Here is a 25,875-nt window from a genome sequence, read left to right on the forward strand (position 1 = left end):
TCCCCTGTGCAATACAGAGTTCAATCCTTAGTAGCTGCTTAATATATTTGTCTAATTTTTTGGGTTCAGTTCAAAATCTCTAGTCTTTTACTTCGTTTCACGATGTAACGTTACTCGCTTTAATCGTGGACAATATTTTTTTAGTTCGATGCGCTCGGGATTGTTTCGTTTATTTTTTTTAGAAATGTAATTACGATCACCGCACTCCGTACAAGCTAATGTAATATTTACACGCATATGTAATTCTCCTCTCTTTCAAAGATTGCAACTAAAACGTAATGATTACGATTTATATATTATATAACTTCATTCTATTTGTCAATCACACAACAAAAGGATTCTAAATAGAACCCTTTTGTTTTTAGTAATCTATCATTTTGATTAAAACGATTCGTATGTAACGAACTCGCTAATTGGCTTTCGATATCCTCTAGGACGAATTTTAGTGGTATCACTTTTCCCTATCGTAACCATTAAAACAGGTACTATATGCCCTGGCATATTCAACTCATTTTGTACTGCTTTTTCATCAAAACCAATCATTGGACACGTATCATAGCCGTAATATTTAGCAGCGTACATAAAAGTCATTGCGCTTAACGAAGCATTTCTAATCGCTTCCTCTTCCATGAAGCGCTCTCCTTTTCTTTCATATAACCCTTTCGTTTGCCTAATTGTATCTTCATATTCACATTCATCAATCATTTTTAAAACCTTCATACCAAAATAAATATTTTCAACATTTTGATACGCTCTCTTATCACCACAAACAAGCACTACAGCAGATGCACTCGCTACTTTATATTGTCCGAAAGCTAATTCTTTTAATTTTCCTTTTCGCTCTTGATCACGAATTACGACATAATGTGCATGTTGCAAATTATAACAAGAGGGGGAAAGCTTTGTTAACTCAAATATTTTTTTAAAATCCTCATCAGGGATTTCTATGCCTTGTATAAATTTCATTGCGGAACGCCTAGCAGTTGCCAATTCTTCAAAGTTCACCATATATCCTCCTTAATAACTATAAATTTAAATATACATTAATTTATACAAATGAATAAATCAAATTAAAACACTTTAAATTACAGATAATAATTATGATTTACAAAAAAAGACAAAAAGCTGAAACAATTAGTTCATACGAAATTCACATGAATCTATTACTATAGAAGTTGTACATAGTGAATTTATTAACAATCACGTTTACTCATATAGAATCTCACTCGAAAGGAGTTGAAAGTATGAAAACTAAATATCGTTTTATGATCTCATCATTTGCTGCTTGCGCTTATATGATTTGGTATTTAGTATAAATAACAACCTCACTTGTAAATAGGAAAAGGTGTGTATATAAATGGAATATAATCAATCAACAGTTAACTACTGGAAAGCTTTTGTATTACCGTATACATTTGCTTTAGAAGAGTTAAAAACAAAATTTGAAATTATGAACCGGGAAGCTCAATTTTTAGAGGATTACAACCCGTTTGAACATATAAAAACTAGACTAAAACAACCTGAAAGTATTATAAAAAAGCTAGAGCGAAAAAACTTATTGCCAACAATTGAAAATGCTCAAACAAATTTGCAAGATATCATTGGTATTCGTATTACATGTTGCTTCGTAGAAGACATCTATCATTTAAAAGAAGTAATTCAAAAGCGTGAGGATATGGAAGTCATAGAAGTAAAAGATTATATCGCTAACCCAAAAGGAAACGGATATAAAAGTTTACACATGATTATTAAGTATCCCTTATCACTAAATTCTGGTACAAAAGATGTATTTGCAGAAATTCAGTTACGTACACTTGCAATGGACTTTTGGGCAAGTTTAGAACATAAACTTTATTATAAATATGAAGGAAATATACCTGAATATTTAAAAGATGAACTACATGATGCAGCAATGAAAGCTGAAGATCTTGATAATAAAATGGCAACCATTCGCCAAGATATTGATGACATTGAAGCATGCTCAAATCAAATTCTGTTACCACTATAAAAAAGGTTCTCTTCAAGGAGAACCTTTTTTATTTCTTCTCTATCGTGCGGACCTCTTCGATCTTCCAGGTCTCATCTTCTTTTCCAAGCGCATACTGTACTTTCTTTTGAATAGCAATTTCCCCATCTAATTCTTTTTCCTTTGTTTCAACAATGATATATCCTGCTTTACTAGCTTTCATATCTATATGTTCCAATTCAATTTTTTTATTTCCTTTTTGAAAAGCTGCTTCTTTTTGTGTTTTTAAGTCTTCGGCACTAGGTAGCTTCTTTGAAAATAACTCCATATGTTCAGCAAATTTTCGTTCATTCGTCGTCCGTACAAATGCCTCAATAACATCTTGAATAGACTGTTCTTCCTCTTTCGTTATCTGTACTTTTTCTTCAGTTTTTTTCGTAGTAGGTTTTTGTTCTATATTATTCTCTTGAGGTTGACATCCAACTAGCAATAATACAAAGAATAGAAGAAAACTTAAATTCCGTAAAAAAAATCTCATCTGTCCATCTCCTAAAAAGAAAAGTGAGGCATTTTGCCTCACTTTCGTTCATAATTAGCGTCTTCCTTTATTCGGGTCGCCACCACCAACAATATCAAAGACACGTTTCGCTATATTTGTATTCTCTTGAACACCGGAGAATAAGTATTTACCTGGTCCAAATGCATATACGTTTACATCTTCACCTGTATGTCCACCTGTTGTCCACCCTGTAACCGAACGCTTATTGAAGATATCTTCAATCGCATTATCAATCTTCGTTACATCTTTTGATGGAGCTATATCATTTACAGCTTTAATTTCTTCTGGTGTTAATTGTAAATCGATATATTTTTTCAATGTTTCTTCTACATTTGCACCTTTTGCAATCTCATTTGCCATAAAGTCTGGTGTACGTTTTGCAGCTTTAATTGGATCTACTTTAAAGTTGTACTCACCATTCGCACCTAGAGATAATCCACCTGTAGCGTGGTCTGCGGTTGCAACGACTAACGTATTTTTATCTTTTTTCGCAAACTCAATCGCTGCTTTAAATGCTTTTTCAAAGTCCTCCATTTCACTCATTGCACCGACAATATCATTATCATGCCCAGCCCAGTCGATTTGACTTCCTTCAACCATTAAGAAGAAACCATCTTTGTTTTTGTTTAAACGTTCAATTGCTGCATTCGTCATTTCTTCTAGTGAAGGTGTTTTCTCATTGCGATCAATCATTTTATCTAAACCGCCTGGTGCAAATAAACCAAGGATTTGATCATTTTTATCATTTAACAATTGATCTCGATCTGTTACGTAGCTATAACCAGATTTCTTAAACTCTTCTGTAAGATTACGATCTTTTCTAACAAAGTTCTTTACACCGCCGCCAAGCATAACATCAACTTTATGCTTCCCTTTAATTTTTTCATCAAAATAATCATTTGCAATTACGTCCATATTTTTACGGCTAATATCATGAGCACCGAAAGCAGCTGGTGTTGCATGTGTAATTTCAGAAGTCGCAACAAGTCCCGTTGATTTCCCTTTTTCTTTCGCTTGTTCAAGAACAGTTTTCACTTCTGCTTTATCATTATCAACCGCAATTGCCGCATTATATGTTTTAATCCCTGCTGACATAGCTGTTGCCGCTGATGCAGAGTCTGTAATATTTTCATGTTCATCTTCCGGATATGTTTTTTGTGTTCCTACAAGATGCTTATCAAATTCTGTAGATTCCATCTCGAATGTTTTTGGATTATCCTTCATATAACGATGAGCCGTCATATATGAAGGACCCATGCCATCTCCAATTAACACAATAACATTTTTAATCTTTGCATTGTTTCCGCTCTCATCTGCATTAACCTCACTAGAACGTGTAAAATTCCATGTTGCTACCGAAGTAACTGCTAACGACGCCACAACTGCAAATGGCCATGCTTTTTTTACAAACTTTTTCACTGTCTTGTCCCCCTAATTAGGTTATTCATTTCCCACTATCAAATTTAATAGAAGACTGTTAAGGGAAAATTAGTTATATGTAAATTTTTTGTTAACTTATGTAAATATAAGTTATAATTTGTATAAGTTTGTCTTTTCATATCAAGCATCGTTCCCTTTACAATCTAAATATAAACAAGTTGGATTTCCTTTAACGTAAACCTCTTATTTTACATTTCGAATCTATTTTTATGAAAACAAATAGAAATGTGGTGTACTTTTATGAAAATAGTAAAGCTAAATGAATCTTTCATTGTTGAATTACTCAATCTTTGCAAATCTGTTGGATGGTTACAAGATGAAATCTTTATGAAAAAACAATTCAAAATGTACCTCTCTATTGGCACACTTGTAGGTTATATTCATGAAAATAAACTCATTGCAACTGGAGGTGTATTTCCCTTTACAAGTAGCTTTTCTTCCATTGGCATGTTAATCGTTCATCCTCATTTTCAAGGACGAGGAATTGGACGTATGTTACTAGATAGCTGTTTGAAACACGCTCACTCAAAACAACCAATTGCACTTATTGCAACAAAAGCTGGCGAGCCCTTATACACATCATGCGGATTTCAAACAGTAACGACGATACATCGTTTTGAAAAACAAACTACTAAGACGAATACCGTTCAAACACAACAAGTGAAAGAAAAAGACCTTATCTCTATTACCTCTCTCGATGAAATTGTAACTGGTGCCAATCGCTCTCTACTCTACTCATTATTATTACCAAGAGCTGTACACTCTTTTAAAATTGAGAGAAATAACTGTATAGAAGCTTTTTCCTTCTGTATACAGAAAGGGAATATTTTATGTATCAATCCACTTATCGCAAAACAAGAGGAAGATGCTATTCGATTATTAAAAAAGATTTGTGAGTGTTGGCATGGTATCGTACGAATTGATGTCCCGCATTCACAATTTACATTTCGTAACTTTCTTCAAACAGACAATTTCCAAGAAACGCTCCTTTCACCTCTTATGATAAAAAATGGTAGCCAACTTCCTGGAAATCGTAATATGCTATTTGCTGTGATAGATACAGCATTATGTTAGAAAGGAGACAACTAATTGAAGCAGTTTAGCTATTTTATGGTAGGTTGTCTTACTCTTACACTATTAGTAGGATGTAGTGCAGCAGAAAAGCCAGTAGAACAAGTAAAACAAGTTAAAAATACAATTACAGCAAAACTAGCTACCGAGGAAAAAATGGTAGAAATAGACGGTCAAACGATTTACTTTAAAAAAATCGGTAATGAAAAACCACCTTTACTTATGATCCATGGATTTGGAGGATCATCAGATGGTTTCCAAAAGATTTATTCCGATTTAGCAAAAGATCATACGATTATTTCTGTAGATGCTTTAGGATTCGGGCGTTCATCTAAGCCGATGGATTTTTATTATTCTTTCCCAACTCATGCAAATTTGTATTATAAGTTAATGAAAAAACTAGGGTATGATTCATTCGCAATATTAGGGCATTCGATGGGTGGAGAAATTTCTCTTAATTTAACATATTTATACCCTGAAGCGGTTACCCACCTTATTTTAACTGACGCTACAGGTGGCCCTCATACATTCGTTCATAAACAAGGATCACCAAAGCCACAGTTGTCGACTGATTTAAGTGCCGTTTCTTCAATTGCAGATTATGATGAGAGCAAAGTGAAATTCAAGCGTAATGATGAAGAGCATTATAATAAAATGAAGTTATGGCCTAGACGACTTAAAATCAATGCAAATGAAATGAAACAACCAACTTTAATTATATGGGGAAGAAATGATAGTAGCGTTTCTTGGAAAGAAGGAGAAACGTATCACCAATTCTTAACAAACAGCACTTTACATATTATTGAAAAAGGTTATCACGCACCATTTCGCCAAGAACCACAAGAATTTGTAGGGTATGTAAAAGACTTCTTTAACAATAATACGATCCAATTTGAAAAATAACATAAACGGGTATCTCATTTTGAGATACCCGTTTTCATATATTAAGCAGCTTGCTTTTGACGTTTTTGAGTTTTTGATCCCAATACTTTCGGGATAATGAAACCATCCATTCCAAATTTCCCAGCGTTCATACCGGAAACAAGAACAAACATAGATAAGATAACCATCTCAGGGTTCACACCGATTGACCCACTAAACATATAGGAAAAGTTCATTACAAGGCCAAAAAAGACCGCTGTTTTTGTTAAACAGCCTACAATTAAACCAATTCCAACTAAAATTTCTCCCCATGTTACAAGTGTATTAAACAAATCTACATTTGGAATTGCAAATTCTTGTAAAAATGATGCCCACCAAGATTGAACAGCCGGTTGTGCTCCTTTAGATTTTTCAATTGCACCTTGTAAATAACCCGTTGCATCGAATCCTTTTCCTTGTAGTTTACCAATTCCAGCCATTAACCATGTGTAACCAAGATATACTCGAATTACTGCTAATACAAAAGAAACTGCTTTGTTTTCTCTTAAAAATTGAATAACCATATCTTCCTCCTAAAGGTGTAATTAAGTCAGTTACAGGTAATATAATAACATTAGTTACTTATTTTTCAAACGTTAATTATGAATAATTTGTGTCATACATATTAAACATTAAAAACTAACGTTTATATAGTAACTTTTATTACCTATAAAAACTTGAACATATCATACCACAGGTGATAATCATTTTCATTGAAAAAATTGTAAAAAAAATGTGTGCTAAATGTGAAACGTGTTTATTCTATATTTAAATAAACACGTCTCGCACTACTTATATAATCGAAAAGTATCGGTCTCTTCATCAATTAATCTCGCTTCTTGAAAGGCTTCTTCTAACGTTTTGTCATGGTTAATAACACTGTAAAATAAGCGTATTGTAAACATAAGCGCTGCATTCCCATCTACGTAATCTATCGACCCAATATACGATTTTGCGCCACTATATAAAAATGATTCTGCTAATTTCCCCTCCCCTAACGTGCACCCACTATTTACAATATGTGTATTATGCAATTTTGCATATTTATAAATTTCTTTCGCTCCAAAGTTCCCTCTCGGTTCATCTTGTTCGTAAATATCTTCACCTAACTCTTCCATGACAAACTTTCCTTCCTCACCATGAAAGCAAAAAACAACATAATTGATATCGTTATATAAGTTCTTTCCAGAAAGAATTTCCACGAAATCATTCGGCCTACCAATCCAATATGTCACAACTCTTGCCCCAAAATATTCAAGCGATGCTCGGATTGATTGTGCCTCTAAATCAGAATTAAAGCCAACTACTAGTGCAACATTCAACATACACCCTCCATCCTATAATTAGATCTCCTCAATCAAACTATTAAGGGATACATCCATTTTATATATACCCGTTTCTTTCAAAAAATCAGATCTAGTTAAAACGACTTTCTGTAAATATTGCCGATACGCTGTAATTGTCCCGTCGTGAGATACAATGCAAATTCTTTCCGCCCCCAGCTCATAACACCAAAGAAGAAATTCATCTACTATTTGCTGAAAACGATTCTCTGAAATAGTATTTATACCTTCCGTCCATAACTGCTTATTTGTACTTTTCGCAATCGAAAAATGTGGAAATAAATTTGTTATTATTCCTTGATCTACTATGTGATCACATGGTAATGTTTTCGCTCCTTCTCGATAAGGAAAAATACGTGGGGATGCATATGGATGAACGATTTTTTGACAAGCTACTTTCTCACTCCATATCGCCGCCGTTTGTAAAGTTCTAAGTGTAGGGCTAGCGATTAATATATCTGTTTTCTGTAATGGTACATTGAATTGAATGAATCCAGCCTGATTCCTTCCCTCATCCGTTAATGATGGATTCAACATTTGTAAACTTGCCGGCAAATCCTTTGTATGTTCTCCTTCACCGTGCCGAACAAAGACGAGTTTCATACCCATCCTCCTCTCTCCATGAAATCCTTCAACATAATTTCTTCCCTATCTCATTCATTATTCCTGCTATAAAAAAACAATATGTAAAAAGTATTTGACATAAATAACAGGAAAATATTACAATTGCATATGTAAAATACTTTTTACAAGGAAGAGGGGAATTATAAATATGAAATGGATAACCATCTTAATTGGAATGATTATATGGGGATATATAAACGGATTTTTTAGTAGTGATAAAACTGCTAATCCTTGGATTACAGATGATGAACGAGAAACAAAAATTAAACAGAAAGCAATTATTGCAAGCTGGTCCGGTGTTTTTATGTTTTGTACCATTAACCTCTTAAACAAATGGTTAGGTGTAGAAACAAACAATACATCACCTTACTTACCATCTCCTATCGCAACTATTTTAAAAGAAAATATAGAGTTACAAATTTTATTTATGCTATTTATTACGTATGGCATCTTTTACATATACTACCGAAGAAAATTAAGCGCTTAACTTTTTATCTCATGATTATCCTCCTAAATGGTTATAGTAATTAGGACGAAATGAAAGGAGCGATAGAAAAATGAGTAACTCGAATGATTTTTTAGATACACTGCATGAAAAACAAGCAAAAGATGAACAAAATAAAAAACGTCAGGGGAACGGAAACCCAGCGAAAAAGAAGCCAAATAAAACACATAAATAACAATAAAAAACCTGCCTAAAATTATCTTTTAGGCAGGTTTTTTATTCTTCTTTCACCGAGATAACATTTTCCCAATTCCATTTCTCATAATACCACTCTGGTACATCTATATTTTCAATCCACTTCATTTCATGCTTTCCATCTTTATGAGCAAGCCATACATCCGCTTTCTTACGGTCTGAACGTATCCATATTAATTGATTACTCTTATTCATGAAGAGCGGATGATAATCTCCTTGCCTATGAGGTGGCTTTGTGATTCGATGTTGTTCGTCGCTTGTACTATCGATTTCATATAAAGATGGTAGTGGTCTTTTTTCTGGTGGAGTTTCTATCCCCGCCTCTTTTACTCGTGAAACGATAATTACGTTATCATTCTTCCATGTAAAATCCCAATCGACATATCCTTTCGGTGTAAATGTGTTCTGTTGAAGTGCTGGCAATTCTTTTACTTTTAAATGTTTATTCTCTAACGCAACTCTCCCGCTTCCTTCAATATAGGCCAATATATTGTTGGCTGGCGCCCATTTGAACCATTGTGTGTTTAATAACATTTGATCTACCTTTTCAAAACGACTACCATCTGCACGAACTAAGCAAAGCGTATTGCTATCAGCTGACCATGAAGCTGTCGGTACTGCTAAAAATGAAATCCACTTTTGATCTGGCGACCACTGAAAGCCACTTGCAACTAATGCTAGGAAATCATCATGTTCATTTGGTAATGCATACAAATGCTTCATTTTATGAGGATTCATATGTGCATCTTTTTGTACTTCATATAGCTGGGCTCCTGTCCACCCTGTTGGAAGTAAATGTGCTTCAGATGATACAAAAAACTTCTTTCCATCAGGATACCATGCATAATCTCCTACACCTGCCGATACATTTTCAAAATCTGTATTCTTTTTTTCTACATCAAATGTATTTAATGTACCTGTAAATATAAATGCAATTATATTTTCTGTTGGTGACCATTGATAATTCGATGCTTCTGAGTGAAACGGCGTAACTTTCTTTCCATCTTTCAGCCGATATAACTCAAGACTACCTTCTTTCTTTCCTTTTACATATGCCAGCCACTCTCCATCATGAGACCACTTTGGCCCTGTTATATACTCTCCTTTTGTAAGTTGTTTCTCTTTCCCCTCAACTTTAATCCAGAGGTCATGATGACGAATAAAAGCAATTTTCGCTTCATTATTTTCTGCGCTACTATTAATGATTGAACATAAAAATAAGACTAACATTGTACCAACGCTTACTATGAACCGTTTCATAATACCCCTCCATTTCCCTCATAGCATTCCTCAATGTCCACCTACAATATGTAAAAAATACCTATTCGACATAATCAGAAAAAATTTCCCAAGAAATTTTAAATTCATAGAGGATTGGTATGAATTATGCCGAAAATATAGTTTATCTAACATCCGATTATGTAATTCGAGATAAATTTGTAAGATTAATTTTCGGAATATTGACACTTTTTATCAGGGGGAGTTTCTATGAAAAAAACTACATCTACACTACTGAGTATGGCGCTCGTCTTTTCCAGTTTTGGAGCTTTAAGCGCCCATGCTGAATCACTGCAAAAAGAGAAGCAATTTAGTCCACAGTTAAAAGCAAACATTACACAATGGGGAGAAAATAAAATTGCGCAAAATGTTGAAACAAAAACATCAAAAGAAATATCTGTCATTGTAGAATTGCAACATGCTCCACTCGCTTCACAAAGTAACATTCAACATGCTCCAGATTTACAAAATAATAATGCCCAGTCTTATCATGCGCAACTAAAAAAAGCACAAGAAGATACTACTAAGAAAATAAAAGAAAAAGCACCGAAAGCAACGATAAAAGAAACGTATAGTACCTTATTTTCTGGGTTTTCTATCTCTATCCCAGGGGATCAAATTACCGCTCTAGCTTCTTTACCTGAAGTAAAAGCAATTTATCCAAACTTAACATACAAATTACATGAAACGTCAAAAAGTCTGGCTAATCAAGAAACACCAAATATTGGAGGACCGACAGTTAGTGCGCCTGAAGCTTGGAATTTAAAAGATCCGACTGGCAAACCACTTGATGGAAAAGGAATGAAAGTCGCTATTATCGATTCAGGTGTAGACTATACACACCCTGATTTAAAAGCAAATTATATCGGCGGCTATGATACAGTCGATGAAGATAATGATCCGATGGACGGAAACGTACACGGTACTCATGTTGCTGGAATTATCGCTGGTAATGGAAAAATAAAAGGGATTGCTCCAAATGCCTCTATACTTGCTTACCGTGTCATGAATGATGGGGGTACTGGTACAACCGAAGATATTATTCAAGGTATTGAGCATGCTATTCAAGATGGTGCCGATGTTTTAAATCTATCTCTTGGTCAAGATTTAAATGTACCCGATCAACCTGTAACAATGACGCTAGAACGTGCGGCGAAACTTGGTGTTACTGCGGTCGTATCAAATGGAAATGATGGACCCAAACCTTGGTCTGTAGATGCACCTGGGAATGCAAGTAGTGTCATCTCTGTTGGAGCATCTACAGTTTCTATTCCATTTCCAACATTCCAAGTAGCTGGTTCCAATAAAACTTACCAAGGATTACCGTTATCAAAATCGGATTTCCAAGTAGGAAACGATGCCCAGCTTGTATATGTTGGATACGGTAATCCAGGTGATTACTCTAAACAAGATGTAAAAGGTAAGTTCGCGCTTGTCTTACAAGGGACTTCGAGCACGTTAGTAAAAGCAGAACAAGCAAAACAAGCTGGCGCTCTCGGCGTGCTACTAATTTCTAACGAAAAAGAAATTAATATTATGCCAGAATATTTTGGTCGTGAAGAAGTAGCTCTTCCTGTTATGCAGCTATCCAATACGAATGGCGAAGAGTTGAAAAATTTAATTACAAAACGAAAGAAAAATATAAAAATTGGACAACCAAAACAAACAGAACTTATTGGTAATTTTAGTTCAAGGGGACCATCACAAGGAAGTTGGCTTATAAAGCCTGATGTTGTTGCACCTGGCGTACAAATTACAAGTACAGTACCAAGAGGTGGCTATGAATCTCACAATGGGACAAGTATGGCTGCGCCGCAAGTAGCTGGAGCCGTTGCTCTATTACGTCAAATGCATCCTGATTGGACGACAGAACAATTAAAATCATCTCTTGCCAATACAGCCGAAACATTAAAAGACGTAAATGAAAACACATATCCTGTTATGACACAAGGATCGGGCTTAATTAATATTCCAAAAGCAGTAAAAGCGGACGCATTAGTTACACCAAACAATGTAAGTTTCGGTCTAATTAAACCAAATAGCGGAAAAGTAAAATTAACACAAAATATTACATTACAAAATCTTTCTAGCAAAAAGAAAAACTTTTCAACTCGCATTGAACTATTAGATACAAAAACGAAAGTTCAAACTTCTTTCGCTTCTTCTGTGAGCGTAAAACCGAATAGTAACATAGAAAAACCTTTTACCATTACTGTGGATAGTTCTTTGCCACAAGGTGTATATACAGGGAATGTATATGTAAAAGAACAAGGTAAGACAGAAGAAATACGTATTCCATTTACATTTAGCATTGATCCAAAAGAATACAAACGTATTGATGGCCTTGAAATTGTTAATTCTACTTTCAGTCCAAATAATGACCAAATACTAGATGACAACCTTATCAATTACTATTTAGTTACACCCGTTGAGGATGTAACGTTTCACGCTAATTTAATTACGAAAGACCGAGTAACCTATCAAGGTATCGTTTATCAAGGTAAAAATGAAACACCAGGTTATAAATCTTTCAAATGGAATGGTACAAAAGTTGGTGGATCACCTCTGCCTGACGGCTTATACCAAATTGAAGCTGTTGCTTCTAATTCTGGTGGAGAAACGAAACAAACAGGGGCTGTGTTTGTCGACCGCACTGCACCTAAATTAACACACGAAGTTGATCAAGAAAATCTCATAATTAGAGGGAAAGTAACTGATATACTGTTAGATTGGATGACAGAATCCGGATGGATTGCTCCAGGGCATCCTGTCACGATACAGTATGAAATTAACGGGAATGGCACATGGGAAAATGCATTCCTGAACCATTGGGAGAAAAACTACGAAATTTATTTCGATCGTAGTCAATTACAGCAAGGAAAGAATACCATTCACATTGTAGCAACTGATGCCGCTGGAAATACATCTAATTTGAATGTTGATTTAGAAGTGAAATAATTAAATTATTGTTGACAATCTTTTAAAAATAGTTTTATAATACGAAACATAGTTTAGTTGAACGAATTATATATCGGCTTTGAAGGAATACTAGTAGCGACTTATATCCCTGTCTCAGAGAACTGATGGTTGGTGTAAATCAGTACATATACAAGCGTGAATTACAATTCTGGAGCTTCTTTCCCGTAGTGCACATAGTGCATGAAGAGGAAGACGGATCTTTCCGTTATCTTAAAGTGAGTGGTAAACAATTTTTATGTTTACAATTAGGGTGGTACCGCGATTTTTATCGTCCCTATCGGATTTTCCGATAGGGGCTTTTTTGCGTCCTTCCCTTTTATACAACTTCATATATACGCATTGAAAGAATCGCAGTAGTATATTATATCCCTGTTACAGAGAGCTAGTGGTCGGTGGAAATTAGCACATATATAAGTACGAATTACAATTCTGGAGCTTCTTTTTCGTAGTGCTTTTATGCATGAAGGAAAAGACGGAGTTTTTCCGTTATCATGAATTGAGATGTAAGTGTATTTTCACTTACAAATAGGGTGGTACCGCGATTCTTTCGCCCCTATCGGATGTTCCGATAGGGGCTTTTTCTATTTCTCAAAGAAACAAATGTTAAATAATTCCGAATCTTATGATAAAATTTTATAAGCGCTTACAATTTGAAAGGGGGTGATATAAGCTATACGAAACTCATATTCAATTTTATAGAAAACAAGGAGGATGTCTAAATGACAAAGAAAACAGAAATCCCATCGCATTTAAAACCATTCGTATCCACACAACATTATGATCAATACACACCGGTGAATCACGCTGTGTGGCGTTACATTATGAGACAAAATCATAGCTTCTTAAAAGACGTTGCCCATCCAGCCTATGTGAATGGACTACAATCATCTGGTATTAATATAGATGCAATTCCAAAGGTAGAAGAAATGAATGAATGCTTAGCACCAAGCGGCTGGGGAGCTGTAACAATTGATGGCCTTATTCCTGGCGTCGCATTTTTCGATTTTCAGGGGCACGGATTACTACCAATTGCAACAGATATTCGTAAAGTAGAAAATATCGAGTACACACCAGCTCCAGATATTGTACACGAAGCGGCAGGACACGCACCGATTTTACTTGATCCTACATATGCAAAATATGTGAAACGTTTTGGGCAAATTGGTGCAAAAGCTTTCTCTACAAAAGAAGAACATGATGCATTTGAAGCTGTTCGTACATTAACGATTGTCAAAGAAAGCCCTACTTCTACTCCTGATGAAGTTAAGGCTGCTGAAAATGCTGTAATTGCAAAACAAAACTTAGTTTCTGGTTTATCAGAAGCTGAACAAATTTCACGTCTTTTCTGGTGGACAGTGGAGTACGGATTAATTGGTAATATTGACGATCCAAAAATCTATGGTGCTGGCCTTCTTTCCTCTGTCGGCGAAAGCAAACATTGCTTAACAGATGCTGTAGAAAAAGTTCCTTTCTCAATTGAAGCTTGCACAGGGACAACTTATGATGTGACAAAAATGCAACCACAGCTATTTGTTTGTCAATCATTTGAAGAGTTAACTGAGGCGCTTGAGACGTTCTCTGAAACGATGGCATTCAAAACAGGTGGCACAGAAGGATTAGAAAAAGCAATTCACTCCGAAAATCATGCCACAACTGAGTTAAGTAGCGGATTACAAATTACAGGTACATTTACAGAAACAATTAAAAATGATGCCGGCGAAGTCATTTACATGCGAACAAGCTCTCCAACTGCATTAGCAATTCATAATAAGCAGTTGGCAAATCATTCTACTTCTGTACACAGTGATGGATTCGGGACACCAGTCGGATTACTAAATGGTAATATCGCACTAGAAGATTGTACAGAAGAAAAGTTACAGTCATTAGGCATTACAATTGGAAACGGTGCAGATTTTACTTTTGCAAGTGACATTCATGTAAAAGGAACAGTAACTGATATTGTAAAGAATGATAATAAAATTGCCCTTATCTCATTTATAGATTGTACAGTTACCTATAAAGATCGTTTACTATTTGATGCTTCATGGGGCGCATTTGATATGGCTGTTGGTTCAACAATTACTTCCGTATTCCCAGGTGCCGCAGATGCCGCAGCATTTTTCCCATTGGATGAAGAAGTACAAGAAATCCCTGCTCCACTTGTACTGAATGAACTTGAACGTATGTATCAAACAGTTCGAGATATTCGAAGCGAAGGTATTTTACACGACGTCCATATCGATCAATTAGTAGCAATTCAAGAAGTATTAAATACATTTTATGCGAAAGAATGGCTGCTTCGCCTTGAAATATTAGAATTACTTTTAGAGCATAACAAAGGGCATGAAACATCTGCAGCATTACTACATCAACTTTCTACTTTCACAACTGACGAAGCTGTAACACGCCTTATTAACAATGGTCTTGCGTTACTGCAGGTAAAGGATGTGAAAAATGATGCTAAGATTAACTGAAGAAGAAGTTCGCGAGGAGTTATTGAAGGTAGATAAATGGATGGTAAAAGATGAGAAATGGATTGAACGAAAATATATGTTTTCCGACTACTTAAAAGGAGTCGAATTTGTCTCTGAAGCCGCCAAACTATCAGAAGAACATAATCACCATCCATTTATCCTTATCCAGTATAAAGCAGTTATTATTACTTTGTCATCTTGGAATGCAAAAGGTTTAACGAAACTAGATTTTGAGCTTGCAAAACAATTTGATGAACTATTTTTACAAAACGAAAATGCAATTATAAGAAAATAAAAAAAGAGAAGCCTTTTTAGGCTTCTCCTTTTATTTTGAAATGGATACAATGTCCAAATGGATCCTCGACTTGTAATATTCCATCTTTGTACGTAGCAATTTTGCCAATATTTTTTAAGCTTTCACATACTTGCTCTTTTTGTTTTTCATCCGCTAGTACAATTGTGAAATATTTCAAACCAACAGAACCCGGCATTTGCGGTGGTACCCCTTCACCTTGCCACGTATTTAAACCGATATGATGATGATAACCACCTGCTGATACGAACAACGCTCCATTACGAGCTGGGATCGTTACTTCAAAACCAAGACCATCAACATAGAAACGTTTCGCTTCCTCTAAATCAGCTACATGGAAATGAATATGCCCCATCACAGTACCAGCTGGAAATCCATTCCATGTACTTCCTTGCTGTAATAATTCTTCACCAGCTAACGGGTTACTAACAAATGGGAGTTCTCCATTCTCATCACGCCAAACTTCTTTTTGTCGATCATGATAAATTTCAATCCCGTTTCCATCTGGATCAGCTAAATAAAGAGCTTCACTAAAGTAATGATCGGCTCCGCCATGTAGTGGATATACCATCTCTACAAGATGACGAAGAACATTCGCTAAATCCTGCCTACTTGGTAATAAAATTGCGTAATGATATAACCCTGTTCTTGCTCTTTGCTTCGGAAAAGCTTCTTTCTTTTCTTCAATGATAAGAAGTGGTTCATCATTTTCATTCCCAAATGTAACGACTGCTTCCTCTTCTTTTAGCACCTTCATACTTAGTACTTCCGTATAAAACTCTAGTGATTTCTTTACATTAGATACGTATAAATGAACAACATCAAGTGTTGTATCGGGATGAAGTTGAAAACTCATCTTGTTAGCCCCCCCATTTAAATTAGTTCTTCTTTGACATTTTTTCTTTTAAGAAATTATCTACAAAACCATCAGCTTTTGCAACAAATAAGTATGCACCCATTGCTAATAATGCAAGTTCTAATTCGAAACCAGGATTTTTTCCATCTCCCAATAAACCAGCTGACCATTTCACTTTTACGATTGCCCCAACCATAACAAGTGCAAATAATAATCCAATATATCTTACACCTAAACCTAGAATTAATAATAGGCCTCCAACTAATTCAAATGTTGCTACACCGTATGCCAGTCCTCCTGGTAAACCAATGCTTGTAAACCACCCTGCAATATTGTCAATTCCTGATTGGAATTTTGTTAAACCGTGCATAAAGAACGTTACCCCTAACACGATACGAATAATTAAGTTACCAATATGTTGATTCATTTCTTTCTCTCCTTTATAGTTTTCTTATACAAAACTTTTATTTACATTACAAAAAATACACTAATTTTTTTTATTCGTCAATTCATTTTCATTGGGAAAAAATATATTTTTTTTGCTATGATACAAATAGTTGTTTACAAAAAGGAGCTTGATTTTATGAATATTGGTTCTGCAATACGTGAAATTCGTCAACGTAGAGGCATAACAATTGCACAAATTTGTGAAGGAACAGGCCTTTCTAAAGGCTTTATGAGTCAGGTTGAAAATAATAAAACATCACCATCTATCTCAACGTTAGAAACGATCTCAAATTTTTTAAACGTTCCCCTTCCCTATTTATTGTTAGAACAAAAAGATCGATTGAAAATTGTTAAAAAAGAAGAACGAAAATACAGTGTATACGGCAAAGATGAGCAAAGAATTGAACATGTTGCGGAGCAAGGTGGCCTTCGCCTGAATCTCGTAGAAATTCCTGCCGGGTTTCCGAAAGAAAACTCACCAAATGCCCATGAAGGTGAAGAGTGTCATCTTGTATTACGCGGAAAGCTAGAAGTTCAACATGGTGAAGATATTGCAATTGTAGAAGAAGGTGATTCTTTCTCTTGGAATGCATGCGTTCCACATATTGTTCGTAATGTAGGAAAAGAATCCGCACTATTACTTATCTCTAGTCATGCGGAGAATCGAAAACGCGTTTACTAATCAATAAAAAAGAAGCCTGCTTCAAACAGGCTTCTTTTTTATTCTCGTATAATCCCGTAACTTGTCCCAACTAGCACCGTCTTTTCATGTTGATTGCGATAAACTGATTCGATTGAAACTTTTTTATACCCTTCCATTTGCTCTATATTTGTTAAAGTTAATTCACAAGTAATCGTATCCCCTGTAAAAACTGGTCTAATAAACTCACTTACTAATTCTCTTGCTATGTAATGTAACTCTTCGCCTACTTTCGTTCCAATGCTAGCAGTCAATAAACCATGAACCATTAATCGGCCATTCTCATCATATTCCATATGATGTCTCCCTTTATCACCTGTAATATTTGCAAATTCGAAAACTTCTTCCTCAGTAAATCTTCTTTCATATTTAAATACTTCCCCAACTTTTATACTCATTTTTATCCCCCTAATAATAAACTGAATTTTCTTTCATTTTATCATGAAATGAGTCTTAATTCATTTTCTATTACAAAAAATAATTAGAAATACTTATAACTGTATTTCTTTACTTTTCACCCATTTACCGATGACCATCTCTTTTTGCGATTTGGTATCCATAATACGCACATGTACCATTTCTGGATAACTCTCTAACTTCAAATCCACAACTTCTATAAAAATCAAAATTGTTCGCAGATGTATGTGCAAACCAATCACCATGGGGAAGCTTTTGTAAACAAAGAGCTACAAGTTTCTTACCCAATCCTTTCCCCCTATACTCACACTTCACAACCAAATTTACTATGTTAGCAACCATCATTTGATCAGAAATCACTCTAACCATCGCAACCATTTCTTCTTCATCCCAAATTGTGAAAGCCCATGTTGAATTTTCAAATGCAAGCGTAAATTTTTCAATTTGCCAAGAAGGGATATTATCATTACTCCAACCGGCATCTTCAAATAAAGTTTTAATTGCATATGCTGGTACTCCATTCGTTCCTTCACGGATAATAAGCCCATTATGGTAAATATACATGTAATCCCCCCTTTATTTTTATATACCATTCTTCAAAAGATGCAATTTACCTTTTTTCATCCAACTCGCTTAATCGAATAAACAAGAACATCCATCCCCTGAAATGAAGTTGTTTTCTCATAACTAAGCCCTGTTTTTCTAGCAACAAATATTGAGGCGGGATGGTTCGGATTAATAAGAGAAATTAATTTATTCATTTGTAATGCTTGGAAACCGTAGTCTCGAAATGCCGCAGCTGCTTCTTTCGCATACCCTTTTCCCCAATACTGAGGAAGTAACCAATAACCAATTTCAATTTCCTCTTTTCCATCTATCTTCTGCTTTACTAGTCCCGCATGACCAATTCGTATTCCCGTTTCCCTTTCAATCATTACAAATAAACCGAGACCATTTTTATAATTAGGAATTACCCACTCCTCCAAGCTTTTTTTGCATTGCATATATGTTTTTAACGTCCCATTTCCAATATAGCGCATTACCTTCTCGTTTCCCCATAGTGAAGCGTAGAACTGTAAATCATCCATTGTATATTTGCGAACTTGTAAACGATCTGTATGAAACATTTCTGCACTCCTTCCCACTAATGTGTTCTTTATTTCACGACCATATTTTACATGTATAATAAGTATTACTACCTATTATAAATGAACGAAACAAAAAATGCAGAATGTTCATTCTTTTACCCGATAAAAAAAGCAGTAGACAAATATTGTCTACTGCATCCATATCATAACTAGCACAAAGAAAACTACAATTGAGGGGGGTGTAGGATTTTCAAATATACTAGATACTTATCCCGTTCTAACGGGCGGTAAACTTTTCAATTATTTGAAAGTGAAAAGTTTACCGCACATAAGAACTTTTGCGGTCATTAAGAGAGCACTGTTAAGTAATCAAACACACGCTGTGCTTTTTCTCCACCCATTCGCGCATGTTGAAGAAGGGAAATACCATGTGGGCCAGATGCACGTAATGCTTCTGGTTGTGCTACTAAAATAGCTTGTACAACTTCTAACTCTCCAAGCATAGCTGCAGCAAAAATATCCATGCGAGCACCCTTTTCCAGTAAATAAAGAGCAATATCTTTACGACCTACATGTGCCGATGCTCCTAAGGCACTTTCCCAATCTGATCCGCCCCAATTGTAAGAGGCATGAAGTAAGCTGGGCGATTCAACCAACAGTTCCTGTACTTTTTCTAAATTTCCGTGAGCTGCCATAACAAATTCTCTTACTAACTCAGTGGTAATACGCTCTTCTGTATGCATCGCTCTTCTCCTTTTTTAGAAATTCGTTTCGGTGTAAAAAATGGTTTGTCACTTCCTTGAAAAATATCCACTTCTATACCAAATACATATTGAAACATTTCATGACATAATACTTCTTCTGGTACACCGTCATACTGAATCTCCCCTCGCTTTAATACGAGTAAACGATCACTATATTGAGTAGCTTGGTTAATGTCATGTAAAACCATTACAATTGTCATACCAAACTCCTCATTTAATCGTTTCACAAGTTCCATTACTTCCAACTGATGAACGATATCTAAAAAAGTTGTTGGCTCATCTAATAATAAAACATTCGTGCGTTGTGCTAGCGTCATTGCAATCCAAGCACGCTGCCTTTCTCCTCCTGATAAAGATTGTAAAAGACGATATTCATACCCTTCAAGATTTGTAACAGACAATGCCCAATTAACAATTTCTTCATCTTCTTTATTTAAGCGAACACTCCATGATTTATGGGGGCCTCTTCCAAATTCAATTAATTCTTTCACTGTTAAATCTAATTGATGATCATGCATTTGTGGTAACATCGCTAATTGCTTCGCTACATCGGCACTCTTCATCGTATGAATATTTTTCCCATCTAAAATGATTTCCCCTTCGCTTTGTTTAAGTAGCCTTGCCATTAAACGAAGCAAAGTAGATTTCCCCGATCCATTCGGTCCAATTAAACTAACAACTTCTCCAGCTTTAATATGTACATTCATATTTTGCATTTGAAATCTTTCAGAATGTGCGTAAAACACTTTTTCAACGGAAATCACGTTGTTTTCCTCCTCTATGAATTAAATATAAGAAGAACGGACCACCTAAGAAGGATAATAAAATACCAACAGGCAATTCGATTGGATCGAACCAACTTCGAGCTATCGCATCCGCAAAAACAAGTAATACCCCGCCGCCAAGACATGATAGAGGCAGCAAATATTTATAATCATTTCCAACTAATAAACGTAGCATATGCGGTACAACAAGACCGACAAACCCAATAAGTCCAGAAACACTAACTGCTATTCCAGCTAATAATGTACTTACTACGATTAAATAAAAACGACTTTTTTCCACGTTATGTCCTAATAACTTTGCCATTTCATCTCCAAGCATTAATACTCGAATATGCTTAATACCAAAGAAGGCTAATATAATAGCAAATATCGCATAATAAATAATCATATTTAAATGTGCCCAGCTTACACCACCAATGCCACCAGCTAACCACGGTAAAACAGATTGTACTTTGTCACTATGTAATAACATTAATGCTGACGTTGCTGCACCAATCAATGCATTAATCGACACACCTACTAAGACAATTCTTGAAGGTGGTGCCCCTTTTTGCCATGATAAAGCATAGATGACCATTGCTGTGATGAAAGCTCCTAAAAACGCCCCTAGCGGTAAAAAAGCCATGTGCTGAGGAAATAAAATCATAATTATAATTGCTACAAGACCCGCTCCAGATGAAACCCCGATAATACCAGGGTCTGCAAGAGGGTTTCTCATAACCCCTTGCAATAATGCACCTGATGCCGCTAAACACGTTCCTACTATAAATCCAACGAGCACCCTTGGTATACGAAGATCCCATACAATTCGATGAACTATCGAACCTTCATCTTGCATCCCTGTTAGGATGTCTCGTAAAGAAAAGGATAAACTTCCCGCGAAAAGACCGTAAAAAAGACCTAGAATCGTTAATACGACTAAAATAACTGCTATTCCCCATCTTTTTTTCGCAAAAGGATGTTCCTTTTCTCTTACTACTTCATTACTCTCCATACTTATCATTTCCTTACATCTTGTATACTTTTATACATAAAGTCCATAGCTTCTGTTACTTTTGTTCCAGGATTTGATCCAAATAAGTCTGGTGGTAAAATAACTACACGATTTTGTTTTACTGCATCTAAATTTTTCCACGCTTCATTTTTCATCATTTCGCCTTCAAATGCTTTTTTCACGCTATTCGGGTCTCCATGTGTAATTAAATAAATTACATCTGGATTCGCCTCAATAATACGTTCTACACTTAGCTGTGCATATTGCGGATATTCTTTCATTTCTGGAAAACCAGCTGCAATATTTTTTCCGCCCGTTTTCTCTAAAATGTCACCTGACAGAGATGTTGGTAATGCTGCTAAATAAGTTCCTGGTGCTCCATACACTAGCAATGCTTTCACATCACTCTTTTTCTCATATTTCTTCATTTGATCATTCATTTTTTGATTCAGTTCTTTTGCTTTATCTTCTTTCTTCATTACTGCTCCGTATATTTCAATATTCTTTTGAATATCTTGTACAGAATTTGCAGTAGAAATGACTACTTTCGTCCCTTGACCTTCAACCGTTGGAACATTCTTTTGGAATCCATTGTTAGCAACAAGTACATCTGGCTTTAAGCTAGCAATTTGCTCAAAATTCGGCTGATGTGCATTCCCAATTACTTGCGCTTTCTTTAACTCCTCCGGAAGAGTTAATTTCGTATCTGGACGACCTATAATCTTTCCGCCTAAAGCATGAATAATATCCATATCACCCATACTTAATGTTGCAAAGCTCTCTGGTGTTTTATCGAATGTTATCTTTCTTCCCGATAGGTCGGTAATTTCGATTTTTTCTTTTCCTTTTTCTGTTTTGGTTGCAGATGCTTTGTCGTTTCCCTTTGCATTGCAACCTATTAATAAGAAAAAAACAGATAAAATCGCTGTAAATAGCGTAATAGACTTTTTCATTCTTCCACCTCTAATTGATAATGATAATCATTAACTACTATTCTACTTTAATTGATAAAGATTATCATCGTCAACAAAAACGCATACATTTTCTTCAAAAAAACAAAAAGCGCTATAAAAAGATCCTTTCTTTTTGTAGTGCTTTATTTAATACTATTACTCACATTCATTTTCCTCCAACTGGTCACGCATCACTTTTACACGCTGAAAGAAAAAGAACGATAAACTTAAAAATATAACGATGCTCCCCATCATAACAAAAAATTGTATCGTTTCTTTTGCTCCATTCGGAATCAATAAGCCAACCATTAACAATGTGCTTACAGCGAGAAGGATCTGTCCGAACCGAGTATAATCTTCTATTTTCCCTTGTAATTCTTTCATCATATTCTCACTCCTCCATTTCACTGTATCATATTCTATGAAACTGAAAGACAAGTAAATGCAGCCATTCGGGGAGATGTTTTCCAAAAGAAAAAGAGCCGCTTAATTGCGACTCTTTCCTATCTATTCCACACCTTTATATGCTTCCATATAAATTTCTTTCAACTCTGAAATGAGCGGTAATTTCGGATTAGCTGTTGTACATTGGTCTTCAAAAGCCCGTTCTGCTAATACTCCAACAACCTCTTCAAATTTCTCTTTATCGACTCCTTGCCCCATAATACTCATATTAATATTCAAGCTTTTTCCAAGCTCAATAATTGCTTGGACAAGTGATTCCACCCCTTCTGCTGCCGAACTTGCTGGAAGCCCGAGCATTCTCGCTATATGTGCATATCTTTCATCTGCCACAAAGTACTCATATTTTGGGAACAATGCGTGTTTTCTTGGCTTAATAGCATTATAGCGGACTACGTGCGGCATTAGAATGGCATTTGCGCGTCCGTGCGGAATATGGAATTCTGGTCCAATCTTATGTGCTAAGCTGTGATTAATACCGAGGAAAGCATTTGCAAATGCCATCCCTGCAATTGCAGAAGCGTTATGCATTTTTTCTCTTGCTTCTTCATCATTTCCATCTTTATATGCTCTCGGTAAATATTTGAATACGAGATCAATAGCTTTTAATGCTAATCCATCTGTATAGTCATTTGCCATAACAGACACATACGCCTCAATTGCATGTGTTAAAACATCCATACCAGTATCTGCTGTTACATGTGGTGGTACTGTCATTACAAATTGCGGATCAACAATCGCTACATCTGGTGTTAATTCATAATCTGCAAGCGGATACTTTATATTATTTTTCTTATCTGTAATAACCGCAAATGGTGTCACTTCTGACCCTGTTCCTGATGTTGTTGGAATGGCAACAAACTGCGCTTTATTTCCTAATTCCGGATATTTACATGTACGTTTTCTTATATCTAAAAATTTCTGTTTAATGCCATAGAATGATGTTTCTGGATGCTCATAGAATAACCACATCCCTTTTGCCGCATCCATAGCTGAACCGCCACCAAGTGCAATAATTACATCAGGCTTAAAGCTTCTCATCATTTCCGCACCTTTAAAAACAGTTTCATCTGACGGATCTGGCTCGACCTCAAAGAACACTTCAACTTTCACATCATTTGCATGCTTACGTAAATAGTGCGTAACTGTGTCTACATAGCCGTGCTCAACCATTCCTGGATCCGTTACAATAAATGCGCGTGAAATATTAGGCATATTTGCTAAATACGCCGTAGCATGTTTTTCAAAATAAATTTTTGGTGGCAACTTGAACCACTGCATATTCTTTTTTCTATTTGCCAGCCTTTTTATATTTAATAAATGAGTCGCTGTTACGTTTTGAGAAACTGAGTTTTTCCCATATGAACCACAACCAAGTGTAAGCGATGGAATAAACCCATTATATATGTCACCTATTCCGCCTTGTGATGAAGGTGCATTTACAATAAGACGGCAAGCTTTCATACGTAAACCAAATTGTTTTTGTACTTCTTTATTTGTAGAATGAATGACTGCTGAATGCCCTAAACCTCCAAGATTCAACATTTCTTCGCAATATGTAAATCCTTCTTCTAATGAATTCGCTTTTACACAAGCTAATACTGGGCTCAGTTTCTCACGAGATAGTGGATACGCTGCCCCAATTCCTTTAATTTCAGCTACAAGTATTTTTGTATGTTCAGGCACAGTAATCCCAACTAATTCGGCAATATACTGTGCAGATTTCCCTACAATATCACTATTTACTGCACATGTATTTTCATTTATAACGAGCTTTTCTAATTTCTTTCTCTCCTCCTCTGTTACAAAGTAACAATTATTTGCAATCATTTCTGTTTTGACATCATCATAAATTTCTTTATCGATAATGATTGCCTGTTCCGATGCACAAATCATACCGTTATCAAATGTTTTCGATAAAATTAAATCATTAGCAGCTCGTTTTACATGTGCTGATTTCTCTATATAACACGGTACATTACCAGGACCTACACCTAGTGCTGGTTTACCAGTAGAATAAGCCGATTTCACCATACCAGCGCCTCCAGTTGCTAGAACGAGTGCGACACCATCATGGTTCATTAATTGTTTCGTTGCTTCGACAGATGGTCTTTCAATCCATTGAATACAATGCTTTGGCGCACCCGCCTTCACCGCTGCATCATATACTGTTTTGGCCGCTGCAACGGAACAATTTTGTGCAGAAGGATGAAATGCGAAAATAATTGGATTTCTCGTTTTTATCGCGATTAATGCTTTAAACATTGTTGTTGACGTTGGATTCGTTACTGGCGTTACTCCAGCTACTACACCGACTGGTTCCGCAATTTCTATTATTTCTTCATGAGGATCTTCATGAATAACTCCTACCGTTTTATCTTGCTTTATACTATGCCAAATATATTCAGTGGCAAAAATATTTTTTATGCATTTGTCTTCATAGACACCACGGCCTGTTTCTTCAACAGCCAATTTTGCAAGCGACATATGTTGATCAACACCTGCTAGTGCCATTTCATGAACAATGTTGTCAATCTGTTCTTGTGTAAAACTTTCTAATGCTTGTAAAGCTTCTTGACCATTATTTACTAACGTATCAATCATCTCTTTTACCTCTTGCATTTCATTTACAACTTTCTCTTTGACTACCATGTAAATTTCCTCCTATTCTGTTATCACGGTCTTTATAAGTCCCTATAGGTCATAAGAAGTCCCGATTAGCGAAAAAAAATAGAGTTACC

General features: G+C 35.6%; 28 protein-coding genes and 2 other annotated features. Of the genes, 9 read left to right on the forward strand and 19 right to left on the reverse strand.

What is annotated here, in order from left to right; genetic code table 11:
- Nucleotides 1-87: 87 nt before the first annotated feature.
- Both rpmG and G9F74_RS21635 read right to left on the reverse strand, forming a co-directional pair.
- On the reverse strand, nt 88-237 hold the full coding sequence (gene rpmG, locus G9F74_RS21630; RefSeq protein WP_001265617.1) for a 50S ribosomal protein L33: 150 nt from the start codon (nt 235-237) through the stop codon (nt 88-90).
- Nucleotides 238-381: 144 nt separating this feature from the next.
- Entirely contained in the window at nt 382-1,008 is a 627-nt protein-coding gene (locus G9F74_RS21635; RefSeq protein ID WP_016109113.1) for a nitroreductase family protein, read from the reverse strand.
- A gap of 349 nt (nt 1,009-1,357) precedes the next feature.
- On the opposite strand from G9F74_RS21635, the gene G9F74_RS21640 reads away from it, so the two are divergent.
- Nucleotides 1,358-2,008, forward strand: a complete 651-nt coding sequence (locus G9F74_RS21640; RefSeq protein WP_000456209.1) for a GTP pyrophosphokinase — start codon at nt 1,358-1,360, stop codon at nt 2,006-2,008.
- A gap of 28 nt (nt 2,009-2,036) precedes the next feature.
- On the opposite strand, the gene G9F74_RS21645 is transcribed toward G9F74_RS21640, so the two are convergent.
- Together G9F74_RS21645 and G9F74_RS21650 are read right to left on the reverse strand one after the other, a co-directional pair.
- Nucleotides 2,037-2,504 (reverse strand): hypothetical protein, encoded by a 468-nt coding sequence (locus tag G9F74_RS21645; RefSeq protein WP_001210411.1) that lies wholly within the window; start codon nt 2,502-2,504, stop codon nt 2,037-2,039.
- Between the two features lie 54 nt (nt 2,505-2,558).
- Complete coding sequence (locus G9F74_RS21650; RefSeq protein ID WP_016109114.1) at nt 2,559-3,944, reverse strand: alkaline phosphatase; 1,386 nt, start codon at nt 3,942-3,944, stop codon at nt 2,559-2,561.
- Nucleotides 3,945-4,205: 261 nt separating this feature from the next.
- Here G9F74_RS21650 and G9F74_RS21655 point away from each other — a divergent pair, with 261 nt between their 5' ends.
- Entirely contained in the window at nt 4,206-5,039 is an 834-nt protein-coding gene (locus G9F74_RS21655) for a GNAT family N-acetyltransferase (RefSeq protein WP_000706708.1), read from the forward strand.
- A gap of 15 nt (nt 5,040-5,054) precedes the next feature.
- Nucleotides 5,055-5,939 (forward strand): alpha/beta fold hydrolase, encoded by an 885-nt coding sequence (locus G9F74_RS21660; protein ID WP_016109115.1) that lies wholly within the window; start codon nt 5,055-5,057, stop codon nt 5,937-5,939.
- A 41-nt stretch (nt 5,940-5,980) separates the two neighbouring features.
- On the opposite strand, the gene G9F74_RS21665 is transcribed toward G9F74_RS21660, so the two are convergent.
- The 3 genes from G9F74_RS21665 to G9F74_RS21675 all read right to left on the reverse strand — a co-directional run bounded on the left by G9F74_RS21665 (nt 5,981) and on the right by G9F74_RS21675 (nt 7,903).
- A complete protein-coding gene (locus tag G9F74_RS21665) occupies nt 5,981-6,481 on the reverse strand; it encodes a DoxX family protein (RefSeq protein WP_000236610.1) in 501 nt (166 codons plus the stop codon).
- Between the two features lie 264 nt (nt 6,482-6,745).
- Nucleotides 6,746-7,282, reverse strand: coding sequence for a hypothetical protein (locus G9F74_RS21670; protein ID WP_000935637.1), 537 nt, complete (start codon nt 7,280-7,282; stop codon nt 6,746-6,748).
- 18 nt (nt 7,283-7,300) lie between these two features.
- Nucleotides 7,301-7,903 (reverse strand): histidine phosphatase family protein, encoded by a 603-nt coding sequence (locus G9F74_RS21675; RefSeq protein WP_000779723.1) that lies wholly within the window; start codon nt 7,901-7,903, stop codon nt 7,301-7,303.
- 169 nt (nt 7,904-8,072) lie between these two features.
- Here G9F74_RS21675 and G9F74_RS21680 point away from each other — a divergent pair, with 169 nt between their 5' ends.
- Together G9F74_RS21680 and G9F74_RS21685 are read left to right on the forward strand one after the other, a co-directional pair.
- Nucleotides 8,073-8,411 carry a hypothetical protein gene (locus G9F74_RS21680; RefSeq protein WP_016109116.1) on the forward strand — a complete coding sequence of 113 codons (339 nt, stop codon included), beginning with the start codon at nt 8,073-8,075 and terminating at the stop codon, nt 8,409-8,411.
- A gap of 70 nt (nt 8,412-8,481) precedes the next feature.
- Nucleotides 8,482-8,604, forward strand: coding sequence for a DUF4023 domain-containing protein (locus G9F74_RS21685; RefSeq protein WP_016109117.1), 123 nt, complete (start codon nt 8,482-8,484; stop codon nt 8,602-8,604).
- A 41-nt stretch (nt 8,605-8,645) separates the two neighbouring features.
- On the opposite strand, the gene G9F74_RS21690 is transcribed toward G9F74_RS21685, so the two are convergent.
- Nucleotides 8,646-9,884: an eIF2A-related protein gene (locus G9F74_RS21690; protein WP_016109118.1), complete on the reverse strand. Its 1,239-nt coding sequence runs from the start codon at nt 9,882-9,884 to the stop codon at nt 8,646-8,648.
- Nucleotides 9,885-10,112: 228 nt separating this feature from the next.
- On the opposite strand from G9F74_RS21690, the gene G9F74_RS21695 reads away from it, so the two are divergent.
- From G9F74_RS21695 to G9F74_RS21705, 3 genes are all read left to right on the forward strand, one after another.
- Nucleotides 10,113-12,860 carry a S8 family serine peptidase gene (locus tag G9F74_RS21695; RefSeq protein ID WP_016109119.1) on the forward strand — a complete coding sequence of 916 codons (2,748 nt, stop codon included), beginning with the start codon at nt 10,113-10,115 and terminating at the stop codon, nt 12,858-12,860.
- A 70-nt stretch (nt 12,861-12,930) separates the two neighbouring features.
- Nucleotides 12,931-13,160, forward strand: a binding site (T-box leader).
- Nucleotides 13,161-13,211: 51 nt separating this feature from the next.
- Nucleotides 13,212-13,439 (forward strand) — a binding site (T-box leader).
- Between the two features lie 161 nt (nt 13,440-13,600).
- Entirely contained in the window at nt 13,601-15,355 is a 1,755-nt protein-coding gene (locus tag G9F74_RS21700) for an aromatic amino acid hydroxylase (protein WP_016109120.1), read from the forward strand.
- Entirely contained in the window at nt 15,336-15,650 is a 315-nt protein-coding gene (locus G9F74_RS21705) for a 4a-hydroxytetrahydrobiopterin dehydratase (RefSeq protein ID WP_000979552.1), read from the forward strand. Before G9F74_RS21700 ends, G9F74_RS21705 begins: the two co-directional genes overlap by 20 nt.
- A 16-nt stretch (nt 15,651-15,666) precedes the next feature.
- On the opposite strand, the gene G9F74_RS21710 is transcribed toward G9F74_RS21705, so the two are convergent.
- Together G9F74_RS21710 and G9F74_RS21715 are read right to left on the reverse strand one after the other, a co-directional pair.
- A complete protein-coding gene (locus tag G9F74_RS21710) occupies nt 15,667-16,524 on the reverse strand; it encodes a VOC family protein (RefSeq protein ID WP_000009833.1) in 858 nt (285 codons plus the stop codon).
- Nucleotides 16,525-16,546: 22 nt separating this feature from the next.
- Nucleotides 16,547-16,951 carry a DoxX family protein gene (locus tag G9F74_RS21715; protein WP_001071553.1) on the reverse strand — a complete coding sequence of 135 codons (405 nt, stop codon included), beginning with the start codon at nt 16,949-16,951 and terminating at the stop codon, nt 16,547-16,549.
- Between the two features lie 156 nt (nt 16,952-17,107).
- On the opposite strand from G9F74_RS21715, the gene G9F74_RS21720 reads away from it, so the two are divergent.
- Nucleotides 17,108-17,653 (forward strand): helix-turn-helix domain-containing protein, encoded by a 546-nt coding sequence (locus G9F74_RS21720; protein WP_001020691.1) that lies wholly within the window; start codon nt 17,108-17,110, stop codon nt 17,651-17,653.
- Nucleotides 17,654-17,691: 38 nt separating this feature from the next.
- Here G9F74_RS21720 and G9F74_RS21725 read toward each other — a convergent pair whose 3' ends face one another.
- From G9F74_RS21725 to adhE, 9 genes are all read right to left on the reverse strand, one after another.
- Complete coding sequence (locus G9F74_RS21725; protein ID WP_000025016.1) at nt 17,692-18,069, reverse strand: hotdog family protein; 378 nt, start codon at nt 18,067-18,069, stop codon at nt 17,692-17,694.
- 124 nt (nt 18,070-18,193) lie between these two features.
- Nucleotides 18,194-18,652 (reverse strand): GNAT family N-acetyltransferase, encoded by a 459-nt coding sequence (locus tag G9F74_RS21730; RefSeq protein WP_000276121.1) that lies wholly within the window; start codon nt 18,650-18,652, stop codon nt 18,194-18,196.
- Between the two features lie 56 nt (nt 18,653-18,708).
- Nucleotides 18,709-19,215, reverse strand: a complete 507-nt coding sequence (locus G9F74_RS21735) for a GNAT family N-acetyltransferase (protein WP_000469138.1) — start codon at nt 19,213-19,215, stop codon at nt 18,709-18,711.
- Between the two features lie 308 nt (nt 19,216-19,523).
- Entirely contained in the window at nt 19,524-19,919 is a 396-nt protein-coding gene (locus G9F74_RS21740) for an ankyrin repeat domain-containing protein (protein WP_000556701.1), read from the reverse strand.
- Complete coding sequence (locus tag G9F74_RS21745; RefSeq protein ID WP_000626361.1) at nt 19,886-20,704, reverse strand: ABC transporter ATP-binding protein; 819 nt, start codon at nt 20,702-20,704, stop codon at nt 19,886-19,888. The genes G9F74_RS21740 and G9F74_RS21745 overlap by 34 nt, the downstream gene beginning before the upstream one ends.
- Nucleotides 20,691-21,719, reverse strand: coding sequence for a FecCD family ABC transporter permease (locus G9F74_RS21750; RefSeq protein WP_000445394.1), 1,029 nt, complete (start codon nt 21,717-21,719; stop codon nt 20,691-20,693). The genes G9F74_RS21745 and G9F74_RS21750 overlap by 14 nt, the downstream gene beginning before the upstream one ends.
- A gap of 5 nt (nt 21,720-21,724) precedes the next feature.
- Nucleotides 21,725-22,672 (reverse strand): ABC transporter substrate-binding protein, encoded by a 948-nt coding sequence (locus G9F74_RS21755; RefSeq protein ID WP_016109121.1) that lies wholly within the window; start codon nt 22,670-22,672, stop codon nt 21,725-21,727.
- 156 nt (nt 22,673-22,828) lie between these two features.
- Nucleotides 22,829-23,056 (reverse strand): YrhC family protein, encoded by a 228-nt coding sequence (locus tag G9F74_RS21760; protein WP_033657341.1) that lies wholly within the window; start codon nt 23,054-23,056, stop codon nt 22,829-22,831.
- 123 nt (nt 23,057-23,179) lie between these two features.
- Nucleotides 23,180-25,786 (reverse strand): bifunctional acetaldehyde-CoA/alcohol dehydrogenase, encoded by a 2,607-nt coding sequence (gene adhE, locus G9F74_RS21765; RefSeq protein ID WP_016109122.1) that lies wholly within the window; start codon nt 25,784-25,786, stop codon nt 23,180-23,182.
- Nucleotides 25,787-25,875 lie beyond the last annotated feature (89 nt).

Origin of the sequence: Bacillus sp. EKM202B (genome assembly GCF_011066025.1) — a bacterium.
Classification (GTDB): Bacteria; Bacillota; Bacilli; order Bacillales; family Bacillaceae_G; genus Bacillus_A; species Bacillus_A toyonensis.

Bases quoted from the DNA above. Each gene is read 5' to 3' on its own strand.
- G9F74_RS21670 (WP_000935637.1), bottom strand. From the start codon at position 7,282: ATGTTGAATGTTGCACTAGTAGTTGGCTTTAATTCTGATTTAGAGGCA.
- G9F74_RS21700 (WP_016109120.1), top strand. From the start codon at position 13,601: ATGACAAAGAAAACAGAAATCCCATCGCATTTAAAACCATTCGTATCC.
- G9F74_RS21735 (WP_000469138.1), bottom strand. From the start codon at position 19,215: ATGTTTCATACAGATCGTTTACAAGTTCGCAAATATACAATGGATGAT.
- adhE (WP_016109122.1), bottom strand. From the start codon at position 25,786: ATGGTAGTCAAAGAGAAAGTTGTAAATGAAATGCAAGAGGTAAAAGAG.
- rpmG (WP_001265617.1), bottom strand. From the start codon at position 237: ATGCGTGTAAATATTACATTAGCTTGTACGGAGTGCGGTGATCGTAAT.
- G9F74_RS21720 (WP_001020691.1), top strand. From the start codon at position 17,108: ATGAATATTGGTTCTGCAATACGTGAAATTCGTCAACGTAGAGGCATA.
- G9F74_RS21675 (WP_000779723.1), bottom strand. From the start codon at position 7,903: ATGAAACTCGTCTTTGTTCGGCACGGTGAAGGAGAACATACAAAGGAT.
- G9F74_RS21665 (WP_000236610.1), bottom strand. From the start codon at position 6,481: ATGGTTATTCAATTTTTAAGAGAAAACAAAGCAGTTTCTTTTGTATTA.
- G9F74_RS21715 (WP_001071553.1), bottom strand. From the start codon at position 16,951: ATGAATCAACATATTGGTAACTTAATTATTCGTATCGTGTTAGGGGTA.
- G9F74_RS21750 (WP_000445394.1), bottom strand. From the start codon at position 21,719: ATGGAGAGTAATGAAGTAGTAAGAGAAAAGGAACATCCTTTTGCGAAA.
- G9F74_RS21695 (WP_016109119.1), top strand. From the start codon at position 10,113: ATGAAAAAAACTACATCTACACTACTGAGTATGGCGCTCGTCTTTTCC.
- G9F74_RS21685 (WP_016109117.1), top strand. From the start codon at position 8,482: ATGAGTAACTCGAATGATTTTTTAGATACACTGCATGAAAAACAAGCA.
- G9F74_RS21710 (WP_000009833.1), bottom strand. From the start codon at position 16,524: ATGAGTTTTCAACTTCATCCCGATACAACACTTGATGTTGTTCATTTA.
- G9F74_RS21690 (WP_016109118.1), bottom strand. From the start codon at position 9,884: ATGAAACGGTTCATAGTAAGCGTTGGTACAATGTTAGTCTTATTTTTA.
- G9F74_RS21635 (WP_016109113.1), bottom strand. From the start codon at position 1,008: ATGGTGAACTTTGAAGAATTGGCAACTGCTAGGCGTTCCGCAATGAAA.
- G9F74_RS21680 (WP_016109116.1), top strand. From the start codon at position 8,073: ATGAAATGGATAACCATCTTAATTGGAATGATTATATGGGGATATATA.
- G9F74_RS21640 (WP_000456209.1), top strand. From the start codon at position 1,358: ATGGAATATAATCAATCAACAGTTAACTACTGGAAAGCTTTTGTATTA.
- G9F74_RS21705 (WP_000979552.1), top strand. From the start codon at position 15,336: ATGATGCTAAGATTAACTGAAGAAGAAGTTCGCGAGGAGTTATTGAAG.
- G9F74_RS21655 (WP_000706708.1), top strand. From the start codon at position 4,206: ATGAAAATAGTAAAGCTAAATGAATCTTTCATTGTTGAATTACTCAAT.
- G9F74_RS21730 (WP_000276121.1), bottom strand. From the start codon at position 18,652: ATGTATATTTACCATAATGGGCTTATTATCCGTGAAGGAACGAATGGA.
- G9F74_RS21645 (WP_001210411.1), bottom strand. From the start codon at position 2,504: ATGAGATTTTTTTTACGGAATTTAAGTTTTCTTCTATTCTTTGTATTA.
- G9F74_RS21760 (WP_033657341.1), bottom strand. From the start codon at position 23,056: ATGAAAGAATTACAAGGGAAAATAGAAGATTATACTCGGTTCGGACAG.
- G9F74_RS21725 (WP_000025016.1), bottom strand. From the start codon at position 18,069: ATGAGTATAAAAGTTGGGGAAGTATTTAAATATGAAAGAAGATTTACT.
- G9F74_RS21755 (WP_016109121.1), bottom strand. From the start codon at position 22,672: ATGAAAAAGTCTATTACGCTATTTACAGCGATTTTATCTGTTTTTTTC.
- G9F74_RS21740 (WP_000556701.1), bottom strand. From the start codon at position 19,919: ATGCATACAGAAGAGCGTATTACCACTGAGTTAGTAAGAGAATTTGTT.